The following is a 14,398-nucleotide window of genomic DNA, read 5'->3' as shown; positions in this document are numbered from 1 at the left end:
AGCATGACCATCACAGCCGATGACCAGGCCCTCGAGCCTGGTGCGCTGGTGCGCCTGTTCGACCTGGATTGCACCGGGTTCGGCGGCGAGATGCTGCGCTTCCACGGCCACCTGCAGCAGGGGCCGATCCACTGGCAGGGCAACGCCTACCAAGCTTGGCCACTGGAGGCGCGCGGCTTCGAGCAGCGCGGTGACGGCCGGGCCAGTTCGCCGACCCTTAGCGTGGGCAACATCGACGGCAGCATCAGCGCGCTCTGCCTGTTCTTCGATGGCCTGGTAGGCGCGCGCCTGATCGTGCGCGAGACCTATGCGCACTACCTGGATGCGGCCAACTTCGCCGAAGGCAACCCGCAGGCCGACCCCTCCCAGGAGCGCCTGAACATCTGGTTCCTCGAGCAGAAGACCGCCGAGAACAGCGTCCAGGTGACCTGGGAGCTGTCCGCTCCGCCGGACTTCCAGGGCCAGCAGATCCCGGCGCGCCAGATCACCTCGCTGTGCCACTGGTGCATCACCAACGAGTACCGCGGGCAGGACTGCAACTACACCGGTACGGCGATGTTCGATGCCGACGGCAATCCGGTGGACGATCCGGCGCTGGACCGCTGCGGCGGCCGGGTCAGCGATTGCAAGCTGCGCTTCGGCGCGGACAACCCGCTGTCCCACGGCGGCTTCGCCGGCGCCGGCCTGGTCAGGATGTGAGCATGGAACTGAGCCGCAGCCTGCAGCGGGCCATCGCCGCACACGCCGCCCGCGAGCATCCGCGCGAATGCTGCGGGCTGATCGTTCGCGGTGTGCGTCAACGCCGCTACGTGGCCTGTCGCAACGCAGCCGGATCGCCCAGCGAGCACTTCGTGATCGATCACCAGGACTGGTGCGCTGCCGAGGACCAGGGCGAGGTCCTGGCCATCGTCCACAGCCACCCGGACGTTCCGGCCACGCCGAGCATGGCCGATCGGGTCAGTTGCGAACTGCATGGTCTGCCCTGGGTGATCCTGTCCTGGCCGGAAGGCGATGTCGCGCATCTAGCGCCGGAGGGCTATCGGGCGCCGCTGCTCGGCCGCGAGTTCGCCCACGGCGTGCTCGACTGCTGGAGCCTCTGTCGCGACTGGTACCGCCGCGAGGCAGGTTTGGAGCTTCCGGACTATCCGCGCCGCGACGGTTGGTGGGAAACCGGCGAGAGCCTCTACGAGCAGCACTATGCGGCGGCTGGATTCCGGCCGGTGCCGCTGGCCGGAATCCGCCGCGGCGACATGCTGGTGATGCAGGTCGGGAGGGCGCTGCACCCGAACCACGCGGGCATCTACCTGGGCAATGACTGGCGTCTGGACAGCGAGCCGGTCCAGGCGCTCGGCGGCGACGGACCGTTCCTGCTGCACCACCTGTACGGACGGCTGTCGACCCGCGACGTGTTCGGCGGACCCTGGATCGAACGCACGCGCCTGGTCTTGCGGCACACGCGGATGCCGCAGTGAACGACATATTCAAGCGAGCCGTCGGAATCGGCTCTTCACGAGAGGAACAGGTCCATGAGTGACACCCTGAGTCAGGGCCTCACCACCATCCGTCTGTACGGGGTTCTGGGCAAGCGCTTCGGCCGCATGCACGGCCGATTGTTGGAAAGCGGCACGGTACGCGAGGCGATGAGTGCCTTGAAGCACACCATGGAGGGATTCGAGACGTTCATGCGCGAGGCGGAATCGAAAGGGCTGACCTTCGCCGTGTTCCGTGGGCGTACCAACCTGTCCGGCGAGCAACTGGACATGCGCGGACGCGAGGATATCCGCATCGTGCCGTTGGTGATCGGGAGCAAGCAGGCGGGGCTTTTCCAGACGATTCTGGGGGCTGCCTTGATTGTCGTGGGTGGATTCACGACGTTCTTCTCCGGTGGAACCAGTTCGTTCCTGGTAACCGCTGGAGTCAGCATGTTGGCGGGCGGCGTCATGCAGATGCTCAGTCCCCAACCCAAGGGCCTGAAGGGCCGCGAGGCCCCCGAGAACGCCCCCAGCTATGCCTTCGGCGGCCCGGTCAACACCATCGCCCAGGGCCATCCGGTCGGCGTGCTCTACGGCAAGCGCCGCATCGGCGGCGCGGTGATCAGCGCCGGCATCTATGCCGAGGACCGGCTGTAGCCGGCAACGCCGTAACAGGCCCGCCATGCGCGGGCGTTTTTTTGCCTGAAGGAACGTCATGAACAAGACCATCACGGGCCACAAGGGTGGCAGCAAGAAGCCGCGCCAGCCGGTGGAGATGCCGGACTCGGTGCGCTCGATCGCGCGGGCGAAGATTCTCCTGGCACTGGGCGAAGGCGAGTTCGACGGTGGCGTCGACGGCCGTTCGATCTACCTGGACGATACGCCGCTGCTGGCGGCGGACGGCTCGGTGAACTTCCCCGGAGTGACCTGGGAGTTCCGTCCGGGCTCGGTGGACCAGGAACACATTGCCGGTGTGCCCGCCGTGGAAAACGAACTGGCGGTCGGCGTCGAACTCAAGAGTGACGCGCCCTGGGTCCGCGCGGTGAACAACACCCAGCTCTCGGCGGTGCGCCTGCGCCTGTCCTGGCCGGCCATCCAGCGCCAGCAGGAAAACGGTGACGTGGTCGGCTACCGCATCGACTACGCGATCGACATCGCCGTCGACGGCGGTGCCTGGCAGGAAGCGCTGAAGGCTTCGCTGGACGACAAGTCCACCAGCCGCTACGAGCGCTCCCACCGTGTCGACCTGCCGGAGGCGCGGAGCGGCTGGCAGGTGCGCGTGCGCCGCCTGACGCCGAACCAGAACAACAACCGCGTCGCCGACACCATGCGGGTCGAGGCGATCACCGAGGTGATCGACGCCAAGCTGCGCTACCCGAACACCGCGCTGCTGTTCGTCGAGTTCGATGCCAGCCAGTTCCAGAGCATTCCGCAGATATCGGTGGAAGCGCGCGGCCGGCGGGTGCGGGTGCCGAGCAACTACGATCCGCAGACCCGTAGCTACAGCGGCACCTGGGACGGCTCGTTCAAGTCGGCCTGGACCAGCAACCCGGCCTGGCACTGGTACGACATCGTGTTGCACAAGCGCTTCGGCCTCGGTCGGCGGATCGACGCGAGCATGGTCGACAAGTGGTCGCTGTACCGCATCGCCCAGTACTGCGACCAGTCGGTGCCCGACGGCAAGGGCGGCCAGGAGCCGCGCTTCAGCTGCAACCTGTACCTGCAGAGTCGCGCCGAAGCCTGGACCGTGCTGCGCGACCTGGCAGCGATCTTCCGCGGCATGTCCTACTGGTCCGGCGCGGAAATGGTGGCGGTATCCGACATGCCGGAGGACGAGGCCTACACCTTCTCGCCGTCGAACACCGTGCGTGGCGACGACGGCAGCCACTTCAACTACAGCAGCAGCCGCCAGCGCGATCGCCACACCCTGGCCCTGGTCAACTACGACAATCCGGGCAACGGTTACCAGAGCCAACCGGTAGCGGTGAACAATGACCGCGCGCAGCGCCGCTACGGCATCAGCCAGTTGGAGATCACCGCGATCGGTTGCACCTCCGAGGGCGAGGCGCAGCGGCGTGGCCAGTGGGCGCTGCTGACCGAGGAGCTGGAGCAGGACGCGGTGACCTTCCGCACCGGCATGGATGGCCGTGGGCTGGCGCCGGGGAAGATCATCGCCGTAGCCGACCCGGTCAAGTCCGGCAAGCAGATCGGCGGACGCCTGAGCGCGGTGGATGGCCGCGCGCTGACCCTCGACCGCGACGTCGAGGCCCGACCCGGCGATCGCCTGCTGGTCAACCTGCCGAACGGCAAGGCCGAGGCGCGCAGCGTCCAGTCGGTGGTAGGCCGCGTGCTGACCGTGACCGCCGCCTATTCGGAGACGCCTCGGCCCCAGGGGCAGTGGGCGCTGCAGAGCAACAGCCTGACCACCCAGCGCTTCCGCATCATGAGCATCACCCGGCCGGAGGACAATCTTTTCGAGATCACCGCGCTGCAACACAACGCGAGCAAGTTCGACGCCATCGACAACGGTGCGCGCATCGAGCTGCCGCCGGTCACCAGCATTCCGCCGGGCGTGCAGGCGCCGCCGCAGAACGTGCGGATCAAGGCTTTCACCAAGGTCGACCAGGGGTTGGCGGTGACCAGCCTGTCGGCCTCCTGGGATGCCGCGCCGAACGCGGTGGCCTACGAGGCCGAATGGCGCAAGGACTCGGGCAACTGGGTGCGGGTGCCGCGAACCTCGGCGCTCGGTTTCGACGTGCCGGGCATCTATGCCGGTCGCTATCTGGTGCGGGTACGCGCCTTGAACGTGATGGAGGTCGGCTCGGTCTACGCCAGCAGTGTGGAGACCGCTCTTGAGGGCAAGACCACGCCGCCGCCGGCGCTGGCCTACCTGCGCTGCGTGGCCGGCCCCTGGCGCATCGGCCTGGAGTGGGGGTTCCCGACCAGCGGCGCAGCGGACACCGCCTACACCGAGATCCAGCAGTCCGCCACGCCCGGCGGCAGCGAGGAGACCGCACGGGCGCTGGGCCTGTTCGCCTACCCAGGCAATACCCACCTGGTATCGCCGATACCGGCCGGCGAACGGCTGGCGTTCCGCGGTCGCTTGATCGACCGTAGCGGCAACGTCGGCGCCTGGTCGAACTGGGTCACCGGCACCAGCTCCAGCGACGCCAGCGAATACAACCAGTTGATCACCCAGGAGTACGTCGAGTCGGCGCTGGGCCAGCAGTTCTTCTCCGATATCGAACGGATGCAGGTGGATATCGGGGGCTTGCAGAAGCAGGTCGGCGACCTCGCCGACGTTCTGCTGTACGACCCGGCCAAGGTCTACGCGAAGAACGACATGGTGCGACAGGGGCAGCGGTTGTACCAGGCACTGAAGGCTGTGCCGGCGAAGACGGCGCCGCCGAACGCGGCCTACTGGTCCGATATCGGCCAGTCGCTGGAAACCGCCAACGGGCTGGCGCAGCAGGTGGCGAGCCATACCGCTGAAATCAGCGAACTCGACGGCAGGATCGAAGCAGCGGCATCGAATCTGGATGTGCTGCAAGCTGCCGCCCGCGGGGAACCGGCGACCGGAGAGAAGGCGGATGCGCTGAAGGGCTGGGACACCATTGCTCGAGCTGCCACCGAAGTCACCGTGCGGGCGAACGAGAACGAAGCGCAGGCGAAGCGAACCAGCTTGTTGGAGGCGCGGACCGGGACGGCGGAAGGCAGGATCGCCACCGTCGAGTCGGTCGTTGCGTCGAACAATGCTGTAACCGTCCAGCGCCTGGATCAGCTCACCGGCCAGGTTGCGAGCAACACCTCAGCGATCAGCACCGAACAGACCGTCCGTGCCAACGCGGACAGCGCCCTGGGGCAGCGGGTGGATACCGTCAGCGCGCGCACCGATACCAACGAGGCGAACATCCAGACCACCTCTCAAGCGGTTACCTCGCTGGATGGCAACGTCAAGGCGCTCTACAGCGTGAGGCTCCAGGCGCATGCCAACGGGCAGAAGTACGCCGCTGGCTGGCAACTGGGCTTCGACAGCGGTACGAGCGTGACGACCATGGCGTTCCAGGCTGATCGGTTCCTCTGGTTCAACAGTTCCAGCGGGCAGACCGTGGCGCCGGTTTCGATCGTTGGCGGCCAGATGTTCATCAACAACGCGATGATTCAGGACGGATCGATCACCAACGCGAAGATCGGCAACGTGATTCAGTCGAACAACTATGTGTCTGGTCAGACAGGTTGGCAGATAAATAAAACCGGGGGCATAGAGCTCAATGCATCATCAGTAAACGCAACGTCACGCTTTACCGGGGGGAAGTGGACGATTACTGATAATGCGACAAATATAGTTGTTGTGGAGATATCAGTCTGATGGCGACATTCATTATTCGTGACAGGTTGACAGGGAGGGTTAAGGTTGATCTGTCGAGTCGTATTACCAAACAGTTGGGAATTATCTCAACTGGTAATTCGGCAGGCAGTATTGTTGTTCCAGAGTTTTCTGGCGGCAGCCCCTGGTGGTCATGGATTCCAGATATTGAGTTTGTCACCTTCAATCTGCCTAGCCCGGATTTCTCATGACCGCATAAACAAAAACGGCTGAAAGCCTTATGATTCTTGTCGCCAAACAAAGCCCCATAAGTCTTCAGCCGCGCACAAAATGCTACCAGAAAAACTCCACTTTTCACCCCTCTCTCGCCGCCTCGTCGAGGCCTCTTTCACCGGTGGTCACATCACCTCGGATGCGGGCTTGTTGCTGCTGCGCGAGGTCGACCGGCAACATGGCTTGACCCGCCGCCTGGCCAAAATCGTTCCCGATCGGCGTGATCCTGGGCGTGTCCAGCATGGACTGCAGACACTGCTCGCCCAGCGTATCTATGCACTGGCCGCCGGCTACGAGGATCTCAACGATCATGACGGCCTGCGCCATGACTACGCGCTGCAGACTGCGGTCAACCGCCTGCAACCGCTGGCCGGCAAATCCACTCTGGGGCGCCTGGAACAGCAAGCCGATCGCGAAACGGTGGTGCAAGCCCATCGCCTGCTGTGGGAGCACTTCATCGCCCAGCATGACCAGGCGCCGGCTGAGATCGTGCTCGACTTCGATGCGACCGATGTGCCGGTGCATGGTGATCAGGAAGGGCGCTTCTTCCATGGCTATTACGACCATTACTGCTTCCTGCCGCTCTATGTGTTCTGTGGTCGCCATCTGCTGGTGAGCTATTTGCGCCCGAGCAACATCGATGGCGCCCGACACAGTTGGGCCATCCTGGCACTGCTGGTCAAGTTCATTCGCCGCTTCTGGCCAGAGACCCGCATCGTGTTCCGCGGTGACGGCGGTTTTTGCCGACATCGCATGCTCGACTGGTGTGACCGCAAGCAGGTGGATTATGTGGTGGGTCTGGCCCGCAACACCCGCCTGCAGCGGATGGCGGCGCCGGCCATGCAAGCTGTCGCCGAGGCCTACCAAGAAACCGGGCAGAAGATGTCCGGCGTGTATCGCTTCCTCTATCAGGCCGGTAGTTGGCGTAGGCGCCGCCTGGTCGTGTCGCGCCTGGAACATGGCGAGCAGGGTGCCAATCCACGCTTCATCGTCGTGTCCCGCTTTGCCGAGGATGCTGCCCAGCAGTACTACGAAGACTACTGCGGCCGTGGCGACATGGAGAATCGGATCAAGGACCAACAGTTGGATCTGTTCGCCGACCGCACCTCCAGCCCACGCTGGTGGACCAACCAGTGGCGGCTGATGCTGTCGGCCTTTGCCTATGTGCTGTTCGAACGGCTACGCGATCATCTCCAGGGCACCGCATTGGCGCGCATGAGCATCCATAACCTGCGCTTGAAACTGCTCAAGATCGGTGCGGTGATCATTCGCAACAGCCGGCGCATCCGCGTGCTGATCAGCGAGGCCTATCCGCATCAGGAACTCTTTGCGGGGCTGGTTGCCCGCCTCAAGCCGACCTGAACAGGCGGGCGCCCCCGGCCCGGCTCAATGGGGGAAAGGGGGCAGTGCGCCCCATACGCGGGAATTGAATAAAAAACGATCAATTTTTAGCGGTGGAAGGCAGGTTGTTGATACACCGAGGCTTCACCGGCCACGCCTGCCGGCCTCATGAGAAATCCGGGCTAGTATTACTGTGTCTGGTAATACCTTGTCATGGTCGACTCCGCCAAGGTCGATTAGTATCGTCTATGGGATTTATTAATGGCGCGGGTTATTGTCAGAAATCCAAGCGGGGCGGTCGTTATTGACGACAGCTTTGTAAATACGGCACTGAAAGCAAAGGGGGCGGTGACTACTGCGAATGATGGCAATGGAGTCATTTCGGCGGTGGTCTCGCACACCGCGATCAGTTCTAGCAGACTGCCGATACTGGCGCTATCCTCGAATCAGCTTGTGTATCTGTCGAAGGTGCAAAGGAATGGCACATCAGTTTCTTGGAAGGTGGCAACTCAGTCCGAGGGGAGTGTTTCGTATTATATTTTCGATGACCCATCATCAACTTCCGCTGCTGGCAGTCTTGTTTTAAGAAACGCAGCCACAGATGTAGTGACTTTCGATAGTGATCTTGATTACTTGAAAGTTGTTGGGGTGTATGTCACCCCCAAGGGAACAGGTGTCGCTACTTACCAGCTTCCCCCTGGCAGGGTCTATGCGATAGTCCCTCTGGCTTCGTCATATTCTACTCAAGTAGGTCCCGCTCCTTCGCCACCGAATCCTCCGCCTCCCTTTCCGCCGAAATGGCGGATTGAGTTGATGGATGCAAGCGCATCTCGAATCTCTGGAAGCACTCTGACAGTTGAGCGCGTAACGGTATACAACAGGCTTTTACAGGGCGGAGTGACAAACCAAACTTACTACAGTGGTGGAGATTCCGCCGTAATGATTGTCGATATTACCTCTCTTTAATGAGGAAAGTTCATGGTATGGTATTCAACCGGCACCGTAGCGGTGACCGCAAATAGCCCGACCGTTACCGGTACTGGCACACAGTTCTCGTCCAATGCCCGGGTCGGCGATGCATTTCGCGGGCCCGATGGTCGTTGGTACGAGGTCACAAACGTCGCCAGTTCGACGGTCATCTCGATCAAGCCCAACTACCAGGGCAGCACGGCCAGCGGCCAGCCCTATGCAGTGGCGCCGATCCTGGGCTACGACAAGGACCTATCAGATCGTTTCAACCAGATCGCGATGGACTGGGGGGCGACCCTTGCGGGCATAAAGCCGTGGGCGATAGCGTCTACCGGTTCGCAGGCGCAGGCTGACATGGGGATCACCGAAGTTGGCCGTGCTATCAATGGAGCCTCTACCGTAGGCAATGCATTGGGGTTTTTGGGAGGTGTTTCCAAGACCCAAGCCCCCATGGCCCTGGATATGGACACGGTGAACGAAAGCGGATGGTTCTCGATAACCCCCAATACTTACAACGTGCCTCTCGGAAACAACAATATCAGCGGTGTGAACGGCCATGTCGCTCTGTCGATGGTATTCGACGCCAGTACCCGCTATCAGCTGTTCTTCGTGAGAAATACCAACCTCCCAGAGGTTTGGTACAGGAGCTGTACCAATGGAACCTGGAAGGAATGGGTCAGGTTTTATACGACAGACAATATCGTGGGGACCGTAACGAGGCGACTTGTTACGGGTAAGCCCACCGGGGCTGTGATGGAGAGCGGGACAACTTCCAACGGCTGGTACGTTCGCTTTGCGGATGGTACCCAGATGGCAGCGGCAAGATCCGAACCGGGCCTTTCGTTTGGAGCTAACGTGATACAGCTACCAGCTGCCTTCGTTACGGGCTTCAATACCGGGGTGACCTGCAATTGGATTCCCTCCAGCGGATGGCCTGCCACTGCAGGGCAGGGGGTTCGTGGAGCCTATCTCAACGGTAGCAGCTCTGTTTCTTTCGCGACGGCGCAGGCACTGGGGGCTAACGACACCATTACGGTGATGGCTGTGGGGAGGTGGTACTGATGCGTATCGAACTCAGTCCGGTTGTAGTCCTGCCCGAGGACTCGACTGATATGGATGTCATGGTTTCCGGAGATTCGATAGCCGTCTCGGGTGTCATGTACGACTTCTCGCAGTTACCGGAGGGGGGATATCTGCCAGCCTCTGCCATCCATGAGGGGCCTTTTTCCGGGAGGGTTACCAGGGCAGGCGGAGAGATATGCCTGACATTGGTGTTTCCCATCCGGGGGAGCTACAGCGAAGCTGCCAAATTCCCTGTCCCCATCCATATCGTTGAAGACGGAACCGTGGAGTTGCCCAAGTGATCGATTGGAAAATGATGAAAACACCGGATCAGGTTTCCAGAGAGCGGGTTCAGCAAGAATATGATGCTGTGTTGGCCAGACGTGCCGAGGCCTACCGTTTGGAAAGCGATCCGATCAAAACGGAAGTGGAGTTCGATTCGATCCGTGCAGGTGTGGAGACGGATTACGCCGCCTGGCTTGCCAAGGTCGAAGAGATCAAGGCCAGATATCCGCTCCCGCGCATCTGACCTAGCTGATGGACGCAAGCCTGCCTCGTGTAGGCTTCGCCATTTTAGATCGCTACTGTCGGGCCTCTGCTTGGTAAACAATTTCCGCTTCTTAAGCCTCTTTCTTCCGACATCCCGCTGTTGCACCCATCCTCCCCACTGGGCTATGTTCCCCAACATGGCTCCGTGAGACCGCTATCGTGATCCACCTCAGCAGCATCATCACCTCCCTCATCAAGGCATTCGCCCGTTGGCGCTGGCGCGCCTGACTTCTTTTTCGCCGGCCTGGCCGGTCACGTCTCCCTGCGTCCCCCGTTTTCCACAGGCATAATGCCGACGTTCCACTCTCCCCTCCTCCGCGTGCGCGCCGGGAAACGGGTGTGGCGAAAGCCGGGTGATGCGATTCGCATAGGAATGAAATCAAGAGGTTACAGCCAGCATGCTGCTGATGATCGATAACTACGACTCCTTCACCTACAACCTGGTGCAGTACTTCGGCGAGCTCAAGACCGAGGTCAAGGTGGTGCGCAACGACGAACTGAGCGTGGAACAGATCGAGGCCCTGGCGCCCGAGCGCATCGTCCTTTCCCCCGGTCCCTGCACCCCCAACGAGGCCGGCGTCTCGCTGGCCGTTATCGAGCGCTTCGCCGGCAAGCTGCCGCTGCTCGGTGTCTGCCTTGGCCATCAGAGCATCGGCCAGGCCTTCGGCGGCGAAGTGGTGCGGGCGCGGCAGGTGATGCACGGCAAGACCAGCCCGATCCACCACAAGAACCTCGGCGTGTTCGCCGGCCTGGCCAATCCCCTGACGGTGACGCGCTACCACTCGCTGGTGGTGAAGCGAGAGAGCCTGCCGGAGTGCCTGGAGATCACCGCCTGGACCCAACATGCCGACGGATCGCTCGACGAGATCATGGGTGTACGCCACAAGACCCTGAATGTCGAGGGCGTGCAGTTCCATCCCGAGTCCATCCTCACCGAGCAGGGCCACGAGTTGCTGGCAAACTTCCTCCGCCAGCAGGGCGGTGTGCGTGGGGAGGGCAACTGAGATGGATATCAAGGGAGCCCTCAATCGCATCGTCAACCAGCTCGACCTGACCACCGAGGAAATGCAGGCGGTCATGCGCCAGATCATGACCGGGCAGTGCACCGACGCGCAGATCGGCGCCTTCCTGATGGGCATGCGGATGAAGAGCGAAACCATCGACGAGATCGTCGGCGCGGTGGCGGTGATGCGCGAACTGGCCGACGGTGTGCAGTTGCCTACGCTGAAGCATGTGGTCGACGTGGTCGGCACCGGCGGCGATGGCGCGAACATCTTCAACGTATCCTCGGCGGCGTCCTTCGTGGTCGCCGCCGCTGGCGGCAAGGTCGCCAAACACGGTAACCGCGCGGTCTCCGGCAAGAGCGGCAGCGCCGACTTGCTGGAAGCCGCCGGCATCTACCTGGAACTGACCTCCGAACAGGTGGCGCGTTGCATCGACACCGTCGGCGTCGGGTTCATGTTCGCCCAGGTCCACCACAAGGCGATGAAGTACGCCGCCGGTCCGCGCCGCGAGCTGGGCTTGCGGACTCTGTTCAACATGCTTGGCCCACTGACCAACCCGGCGGGAGTCAGGCACCAGGTGGTCGGGGTGTTCACCCAGGAACTGTGCAAGCCGCTGGCTGAAGTGCTCAAGCGTCTCGGCAGCGAGCATGTGCTGGTGGTGCATTCGCGCGACGGGCTGGACGAGTTCAGTCTGGCCGCGGCGACCCACATTGCCGAGTTGAAGGACGGCGAGGTACGCGAGTACGAAGTGCGTCCCGAGGACTTCGGGATCAAGAGCCAGACCCTGATGGGGCTGGAGGTCGACAGTCCGCAGGCCTCGCTGGAACTGATCCGCGACGCTTTGGGGCGGCGCAAGACCGAGGCTGGGCAGAAGGCCGCCGAGCTGATCGTGATGAATGCCGGCCCGGCACTGTACGCTGCCGATCTGGCGACCAGCCTGCACGAGGGCATTCAACTGGCCCACGATGCCCTGCACACCGGGCTGGCACGGGAGAAGATGGACGAACTGGTGGCCTTCACCGCCGTTTACAGAGAGGAGAACGCACAGTGAGTGTGCCGACGGTTCTGCAGAAGATCCTCGCCCGCAAGGCCGAGGAGGTCGCCGAGCGCCGTGCGCGCGTCAACCTGGCCGAGGTCGAGCGGCTGGCGCGTAGCGCCGATGCGCCGCGCGGCTTCGCCAATGCCCTGCTGGAGCGGGCCAAGCGCAAGGAGCCGGCAGTGATCGCCGAGATCAAGAAGGCATCGCCGAGCAAGGGCGTGCTGCGCGAACACTTCGTCCCGGCGGAGATCGCCCGCAGCTACGAGGCGGGTGGCGCGGCGTGCCTGTCGGTGCTCACCGACGTGGACTTCTTCCAGGGCGCCGATGCCTATCTGAAGGAAGCGCGGGCCGCCTGTGCGCTGCCGGTGATCCGCAAGGACTTCATGATCGATCCGTACCAGATCGTCGAGGCGCGGGCGATCGGTGCCGACTGCATCCTGCTGATCGTCTCGGCGCTGGACGACGTGCTGATGGCCGAACTGGCGGCGACTGCCAAGTCGGTCGGTCTCGACGTACTGGTCGAAGTGCATGACGGCACCGAGCTGGAACGTGCACTGAAGACCCTGGACACGCCGTTGGTGGGCATCAACAACCGCAACCTGCACACCTTCGAGGTGAGCCTGGAAACCACCCTCGACCTGTTGCCGGAAATTCCCCGCGACCGCCTGGTGGTCACCGAGAGCGGTATTCTCAACCGGGCCGACGTGGAGCTGATGGAAGTCAGCGAGGTCTACGCCTTCCTGGTTGGCGAGGCGTTCATGCGGGCCGACGATCCTGGCCTCGAGCTGAAGCGCCTGTTCTTCCAGGAGCGTGGTGCTGTGGTGCTGGGCGCCGATCCTGACTGATCCGCGCTGTCGAACCCCATGAAAAAGGCCGGTTGCGACCGGCCTTTTTCATGGGTGCTGTTCAGCGGGTGCCGAAGACCACCATGGTCTTTCCTTTCACATGCACCAGGCCCTGCTCCTCCAGGCTCTTCAGCACGCGTCCGACCATTTCCCGCGAGCAGCCGACGATCCGGCCGATCTCCTGGCGGGTGATCTTGATCTGCATGCCGTCCGGGTGGGTCATGGCGTCCGGTTGCTGGCACAGGTCCAGCAAGGTGCGGGCGACGCGTCCGGTGACGTCGAGGAAGGCCAGGTCGCCCACCTTGCGGGTGGTCTTGCGCAGGCGGTCGGCCATCTGGCTGCCGAGGGTGTAGAGGATCTCCGAGTCCTGCTGCGACAGTTCGCGGAACTTCGCATAGCTGATCTCGGCGACTTCGCATTCCACCTTGGCACGAACCCAGGCGCTGCGTTCCTGTTCGCTGCCTTCCTTTTCGAACAATCCCAGCTCGCCGAAGAAATCACCGCTGTTGAGGTAGCCGATGATCATTTCGCGGCCGTCGTCGTCCTCGATGAGGATGGTGACCGAACCCTTGATGATGAAGAACAGCGTTTCGCAGCGATCGCCGGCATAGATGATGGTGCTCTTTGCGGTGTAGCGGCGGCGGTGACAGTGTGCGAGCAGCTTGTCTAGGTGTTTGAGTTTGGGTGTGTGGGTAATAGCTACCATGCCCGAGTCCCGAAAGAATAAAGAATATGCCTGACGTACAAGGCGATGTTTTTTTGAGTTCTTATGGAGAGACCTGCCAGGGCCCGGGAGCTCAGCGGAGAGCTCCCCCCAACCGGGCAGATCAGGAAGTGTGCCAGTAAACCGCGTCCAGCTTAACAGACGGACCATGAAGGTCGATGTGATTTTGCGACGCAGCTATCAGGACTGTGATCCCGTACTGTCCTTGGGCCCTGTGCTAAGCTGGCGCCCTTTGCCGGCGGGAGTCTGAACGATGAAAGCGCGTATCCAGTGGGCGGGCGAGGCGATGTTCCTCGGCGAGTCCGGTAGCGGCCACGTGGTGGTCATGGACGGTCCGCCGGACCATGGCGGACGCAACCTCGGGGTGCGCCCTATGGAGATGGTCCTGATCGGCCTCGGCGGCTGCACCAACTTCGATGTGGTCAGCATCCTGAAGAAGGCGCGCCAGCCGGTGGAGAGCTGCGAAGCCTTCCTCGAGGCCGAAAGGGCCGACGAGGAGCCCAAGGTGTTCACGAAGATCCACGTGCACTTCGTGGTCAAGGGCCGCGGTCTCAAGGAGGCCCAGGTCAAGCGCGCGGTGGAGCTGTCGGCGGAGAAATACTGCTCGGCGTCGATCATGCTCGGTCGCGGCGGGGTGGAGATCACCCACGACTACGAGATCGTCGAACTCGGCTGAGACGACATCCGGTCATCATAAAAGGGGCGCAAACTCTGGCGGAGGCTTGATTGGCTCTGCATAATGCGCCCCTTTTTTCGTGCCGCGCGATTCCGTCGGGCGGCCGTTCAGTTCGGA

Annotated in this window: 14 protein-coding genes; 13 read left to right on the top strand and 1 reads right to left on the bottom strand. The window is 62.5% G+C overall.

Annotated elements, in window-relative coordinates; genetic code table 11:
• Nucleotides 1-3: 3 nt before the first annotated feature.
• From HMPREF1224_RS24250 to trpC, 12 genes are all read left to right on the top strand, one after another.
• Entirely contained in the window at nt 4-699 is a 696-nt protein-coding gene (locus HMPREF1224_RS24250; protein WP_010793484.1) for a phage minor tail protein L, read from the top strand.
• A gap of 2 nt (nt 700-701) precedes the next feature.
• Nucleotides 702-1,472 (top strand): C40 family peptidase, encoded by a 771-nt coding sequence (locus tag HMPREF1224_RS24245; protein WP_003113184.1) that lies wholly within the window; start codon nt 702-704, stop codon nt 1,470-1,472.
• A gap of 54 nt (nt 1,473-1,526) precedes the next feature.
• Complete coding sequence (locus HMPREF1224_RS24240; RefSeq protein WP_003113183.1) at nt 1,527-2,129, top strand: tail assembly protein; 603 nt, start codon at nt 1,527-1,529, stop codon at nt 2,127-2,129.
• A 58-nt stretch (nt 2,130-2,187) separates the two neighbouring features.
• Complete coding sequence (locus tag HMPREF1224_RS24235) at nt 2,188-5,841, top strand: TipJ family phage tail tip protein (RefSeq protein WP_010793483.1); 3,654 nt, start codon at nt 2,188-2,190, stop codon at nt 5,839-5,841.
• On the top strand, nt 5,841-6,050 hold the full coding sequence (locus HMPREF1224_RS45380) for a hypothetical protein (protein WP_155951714.1): 210 nt from the start codon (nt 5,841-5,843) through the stop codon (nt 6,048-6,050). Before HMPREF1224_RS24235 ends, HMPREF1224_RS45380 begins: the two co-directional genes overlap by 1 nt.
• A 79-nt stretch (nt 6,051-6,129) precedes the next feature.
• Nucleotides 6,130-7,434, top strand: a complete 1,305-nt coding sequence (locus tag HMPREF1224_RS24230; protein WP_010793081.1) for an IS1380-like element ISPa33 family transposase — start codon at nt 6,130-6,132, stop codon at nt 7,432-7,434.
• 957 nt (nt 7,435-8,391) lie between these two features.
• Nucleotides 8,392-9,444 (top strand): pyocin knob domain-containing protein, encoded by a 1,053-nt coding sequence (locus HMPREF1224_RS24225; protein ID WP_010793481.1) that lies wholly within the window; start codon nt 8,392-8,394, stop codon nt 9,442-9,444.
• The gene (locus HMPREF1224_RS24220) at nt 9,444-9,746 is read left to right on the top strand and encodes a hypothetical protein (RefSeq protein WP_003113177.1); all 303 of its coding nucleotides are present in this window, start codon (nt 9,444-9,446) and stop codon (nt 9,744-9,746) included. Before HMPREF1224_RS24225 ends, HMPREF1224_RS24220 begins: the two co-directional genes overlap by 1 nt.
• The gene (locus HMPREF1224_RS24215) at nt 9,743-9,973 is read left to right on the top strand and encodes a hypothetical protein (protein WP_003118930.1); all 231 of its coding nucleotides are present in this window, start codon (nt 9,743-9,745) and stop codon (nt 9,971-9,973) included. The genes HMPREF1224_RS24220 and HMPREF1224_RS24215 overlap by 4 nt, the downstream gene beginning before the upstream one ends.
• A 418-nt stretch (nt 9,974-10,391) precedes the next feature.
• Nucleotides 10,392-10,997 carry an aminodeoxychorismate/anthranilate synthase component II gene (locus HMPREF1224_RS24210; protein ID WP_003085194.1) on the top strand — a complete coding sequence of 202 codons (606 nt, stop codon included), beginning with the start codon at nt 10,392-10,394 and terminating at the stop codon, nt 10,995-10,997.
• A gap of 1 nt (nt 10,998) precedes the next feature.
• A complete protein-coding gene (gene trpD, locus HMPREF1224_RS24205) occupies nt 10,999-12,048 on the top strand; it encodes an anthranilate phosphoribosyltransferase (RefSeq protein ID WP_003085203.1) in 1,050 nt (349 codons plus the stop codon).
• Nucleotides 12,045-12,881, top strand: coding sequence for an indole-3-glycerol phosphate synthase TrpC (gene trpC, locus HMPREF1224_RS24200; protein ID WP_003113174.1), 837 nt, complete (start codon nt 12,045-12,047; stop codon nt 12,879-12,881). The genes trpD and trpC overlap by 4 nt, the downstream gene beginning before the upstream one ends.
• Before the next feature lie 61 nt (nt 12,882-12,942).
• On the opposite strand, the gene crp is transcribed toward trpC, so the two are convergent.
• Nucleotides 12,943-13,587: a cAMP-activated global transcriptional regulator CRP gene (gene crp / locus HMPREF1224_RS24195; protein WP_003085214.1), complete on the bottom strand. Its 645-nt coding sequence runs from the start codon at nt 13,585-13,587 to the stop codon at nt 12,943-12,945.
• Between the two features lie 271 nt (nt 13,588-13,858).
• On the opposite strand from crp, the gene HMPREF1224_RS24190 reads away from it, so the two are divergent.
• Nucleotides 13,859-14,281, top strand: coding sequence for an OsmC family protein (locus tag HMPREF1224_RS24190; RefSeq protein WP_003085219.1), 423 nt, complete (start codon nt 13,859-13,861; stop codon nt 14,279-14,281).
• The last annotated feature ends 117 nt before the right edge of the window (nt 14,282-14,398 follow it).

Origin of the sequence: Pseudomonas sp. P179 (assembly GCF_000478485.2) — a bacterium.
Taxonomy (GTDB): Bacteria; Pseudomonadota; Gammaproteobacteria; order Pseudomonadales; family Pseudomonadaceae; genus Pseudomonas; species Pseudomonas aeruginosa.
Note: the sequence above shows the minus strand (reverse complement) of the source record. Positions and strands in the feature narration are given on the sequence as shown.

What these genes read in the sequence shown, in the direction of transcription:
- HMPREF1224_RS24240 (WP_003113183.1), top strand. Translation starts at nt 1,527, where the DNA reads ATGAGTGACACCCTGAGTCAGGGCCTCACCACCATCCGTCTGTACGGG.
- trpD (WP_003085203.1), top strand. Translation starts at nt 10,999, where the DNA reads ATGGATATCAAGGGAGCCCTCAATCGCATCGTCAACCAGCTCGACCTG.
- HMPREF1224_RS24250 (WP_010793484.1), top strand. Translation starts at nt 4, where the DNA reads ATGACCATCACAGCCGATGACCAGGCCCTCGAGCCTGGTGCGCTGGTG.
- HMPREF1224_RS24210 (WP_003085194.1), top strand. Translation starts at nt 10,392, where the DNA reads ATGCTGCTGATGATCGATAACTACGACTCCTTCACCTACAACCTGGTG.
- HMPREF1224_RS24220 (WP_003113177.1), top strand. Translation starts at nt 9,444, where the DNA reads ATGCGTATCGAACTCAGTCCGGTTGTAGTCCTGCCCGAGGACTCGACT.
- HMPREF1224_RS24235 (WP_010793483.1), top strand. Translation starts at nt 2,188, where the DNA reads ATGAACAAGACCATCACGGGCCACAAGGGTGGCAGCAAGAAGCCGCGC.
- crp (WP_003085214.1), bottom strand. Translation starts at nt 13,587, where the DNA reads ATGGTAGCTATTACCCACACACCCAAACTCAAACACCTAGACAAGCTG.
- HMPREF1224_RS24190 (WP_003085219.1), top strand. Translation starts at nt 13,859, where the DNA reads ATGAAAGCGCGTATCCAGTGGGCGGGCGAGGCGATGTTCCTCGGCGAG.
- HMPREF1224_RS24245 (WP_003113184.1), top strand. Translation starts at nt 702, where the DNA reads ATGGAACTGAGCCGCAGCCTGCAGCGGGCCATCGCCGCACACGCCGCC.
- HMPREF1224_RS45380 (WP_155951714.1), top strand. Translation starts at nt 5,841, where the DNA reads ATGGCGACATTCATTATTCGTGACAGGTTGACAGGGAGGGTTAAGGTT.
- HMPREF1224_RS24230 (WP_010793081.1), top strand. Translation starts at nt 6,130, where the DNA reads ATGCTACCAGAAAAACTCCACTTTTCACCCCTCTCTCGCCGCCTCGTC.
- HMPREF1224_RS24225 (WP_010793481.1), top strand. Translation starts at nt 8,392, where the DNA reads ATGGTATGGTATTCAACCGGCACCGTAGCGGTGACCGCAAATAGCCCG.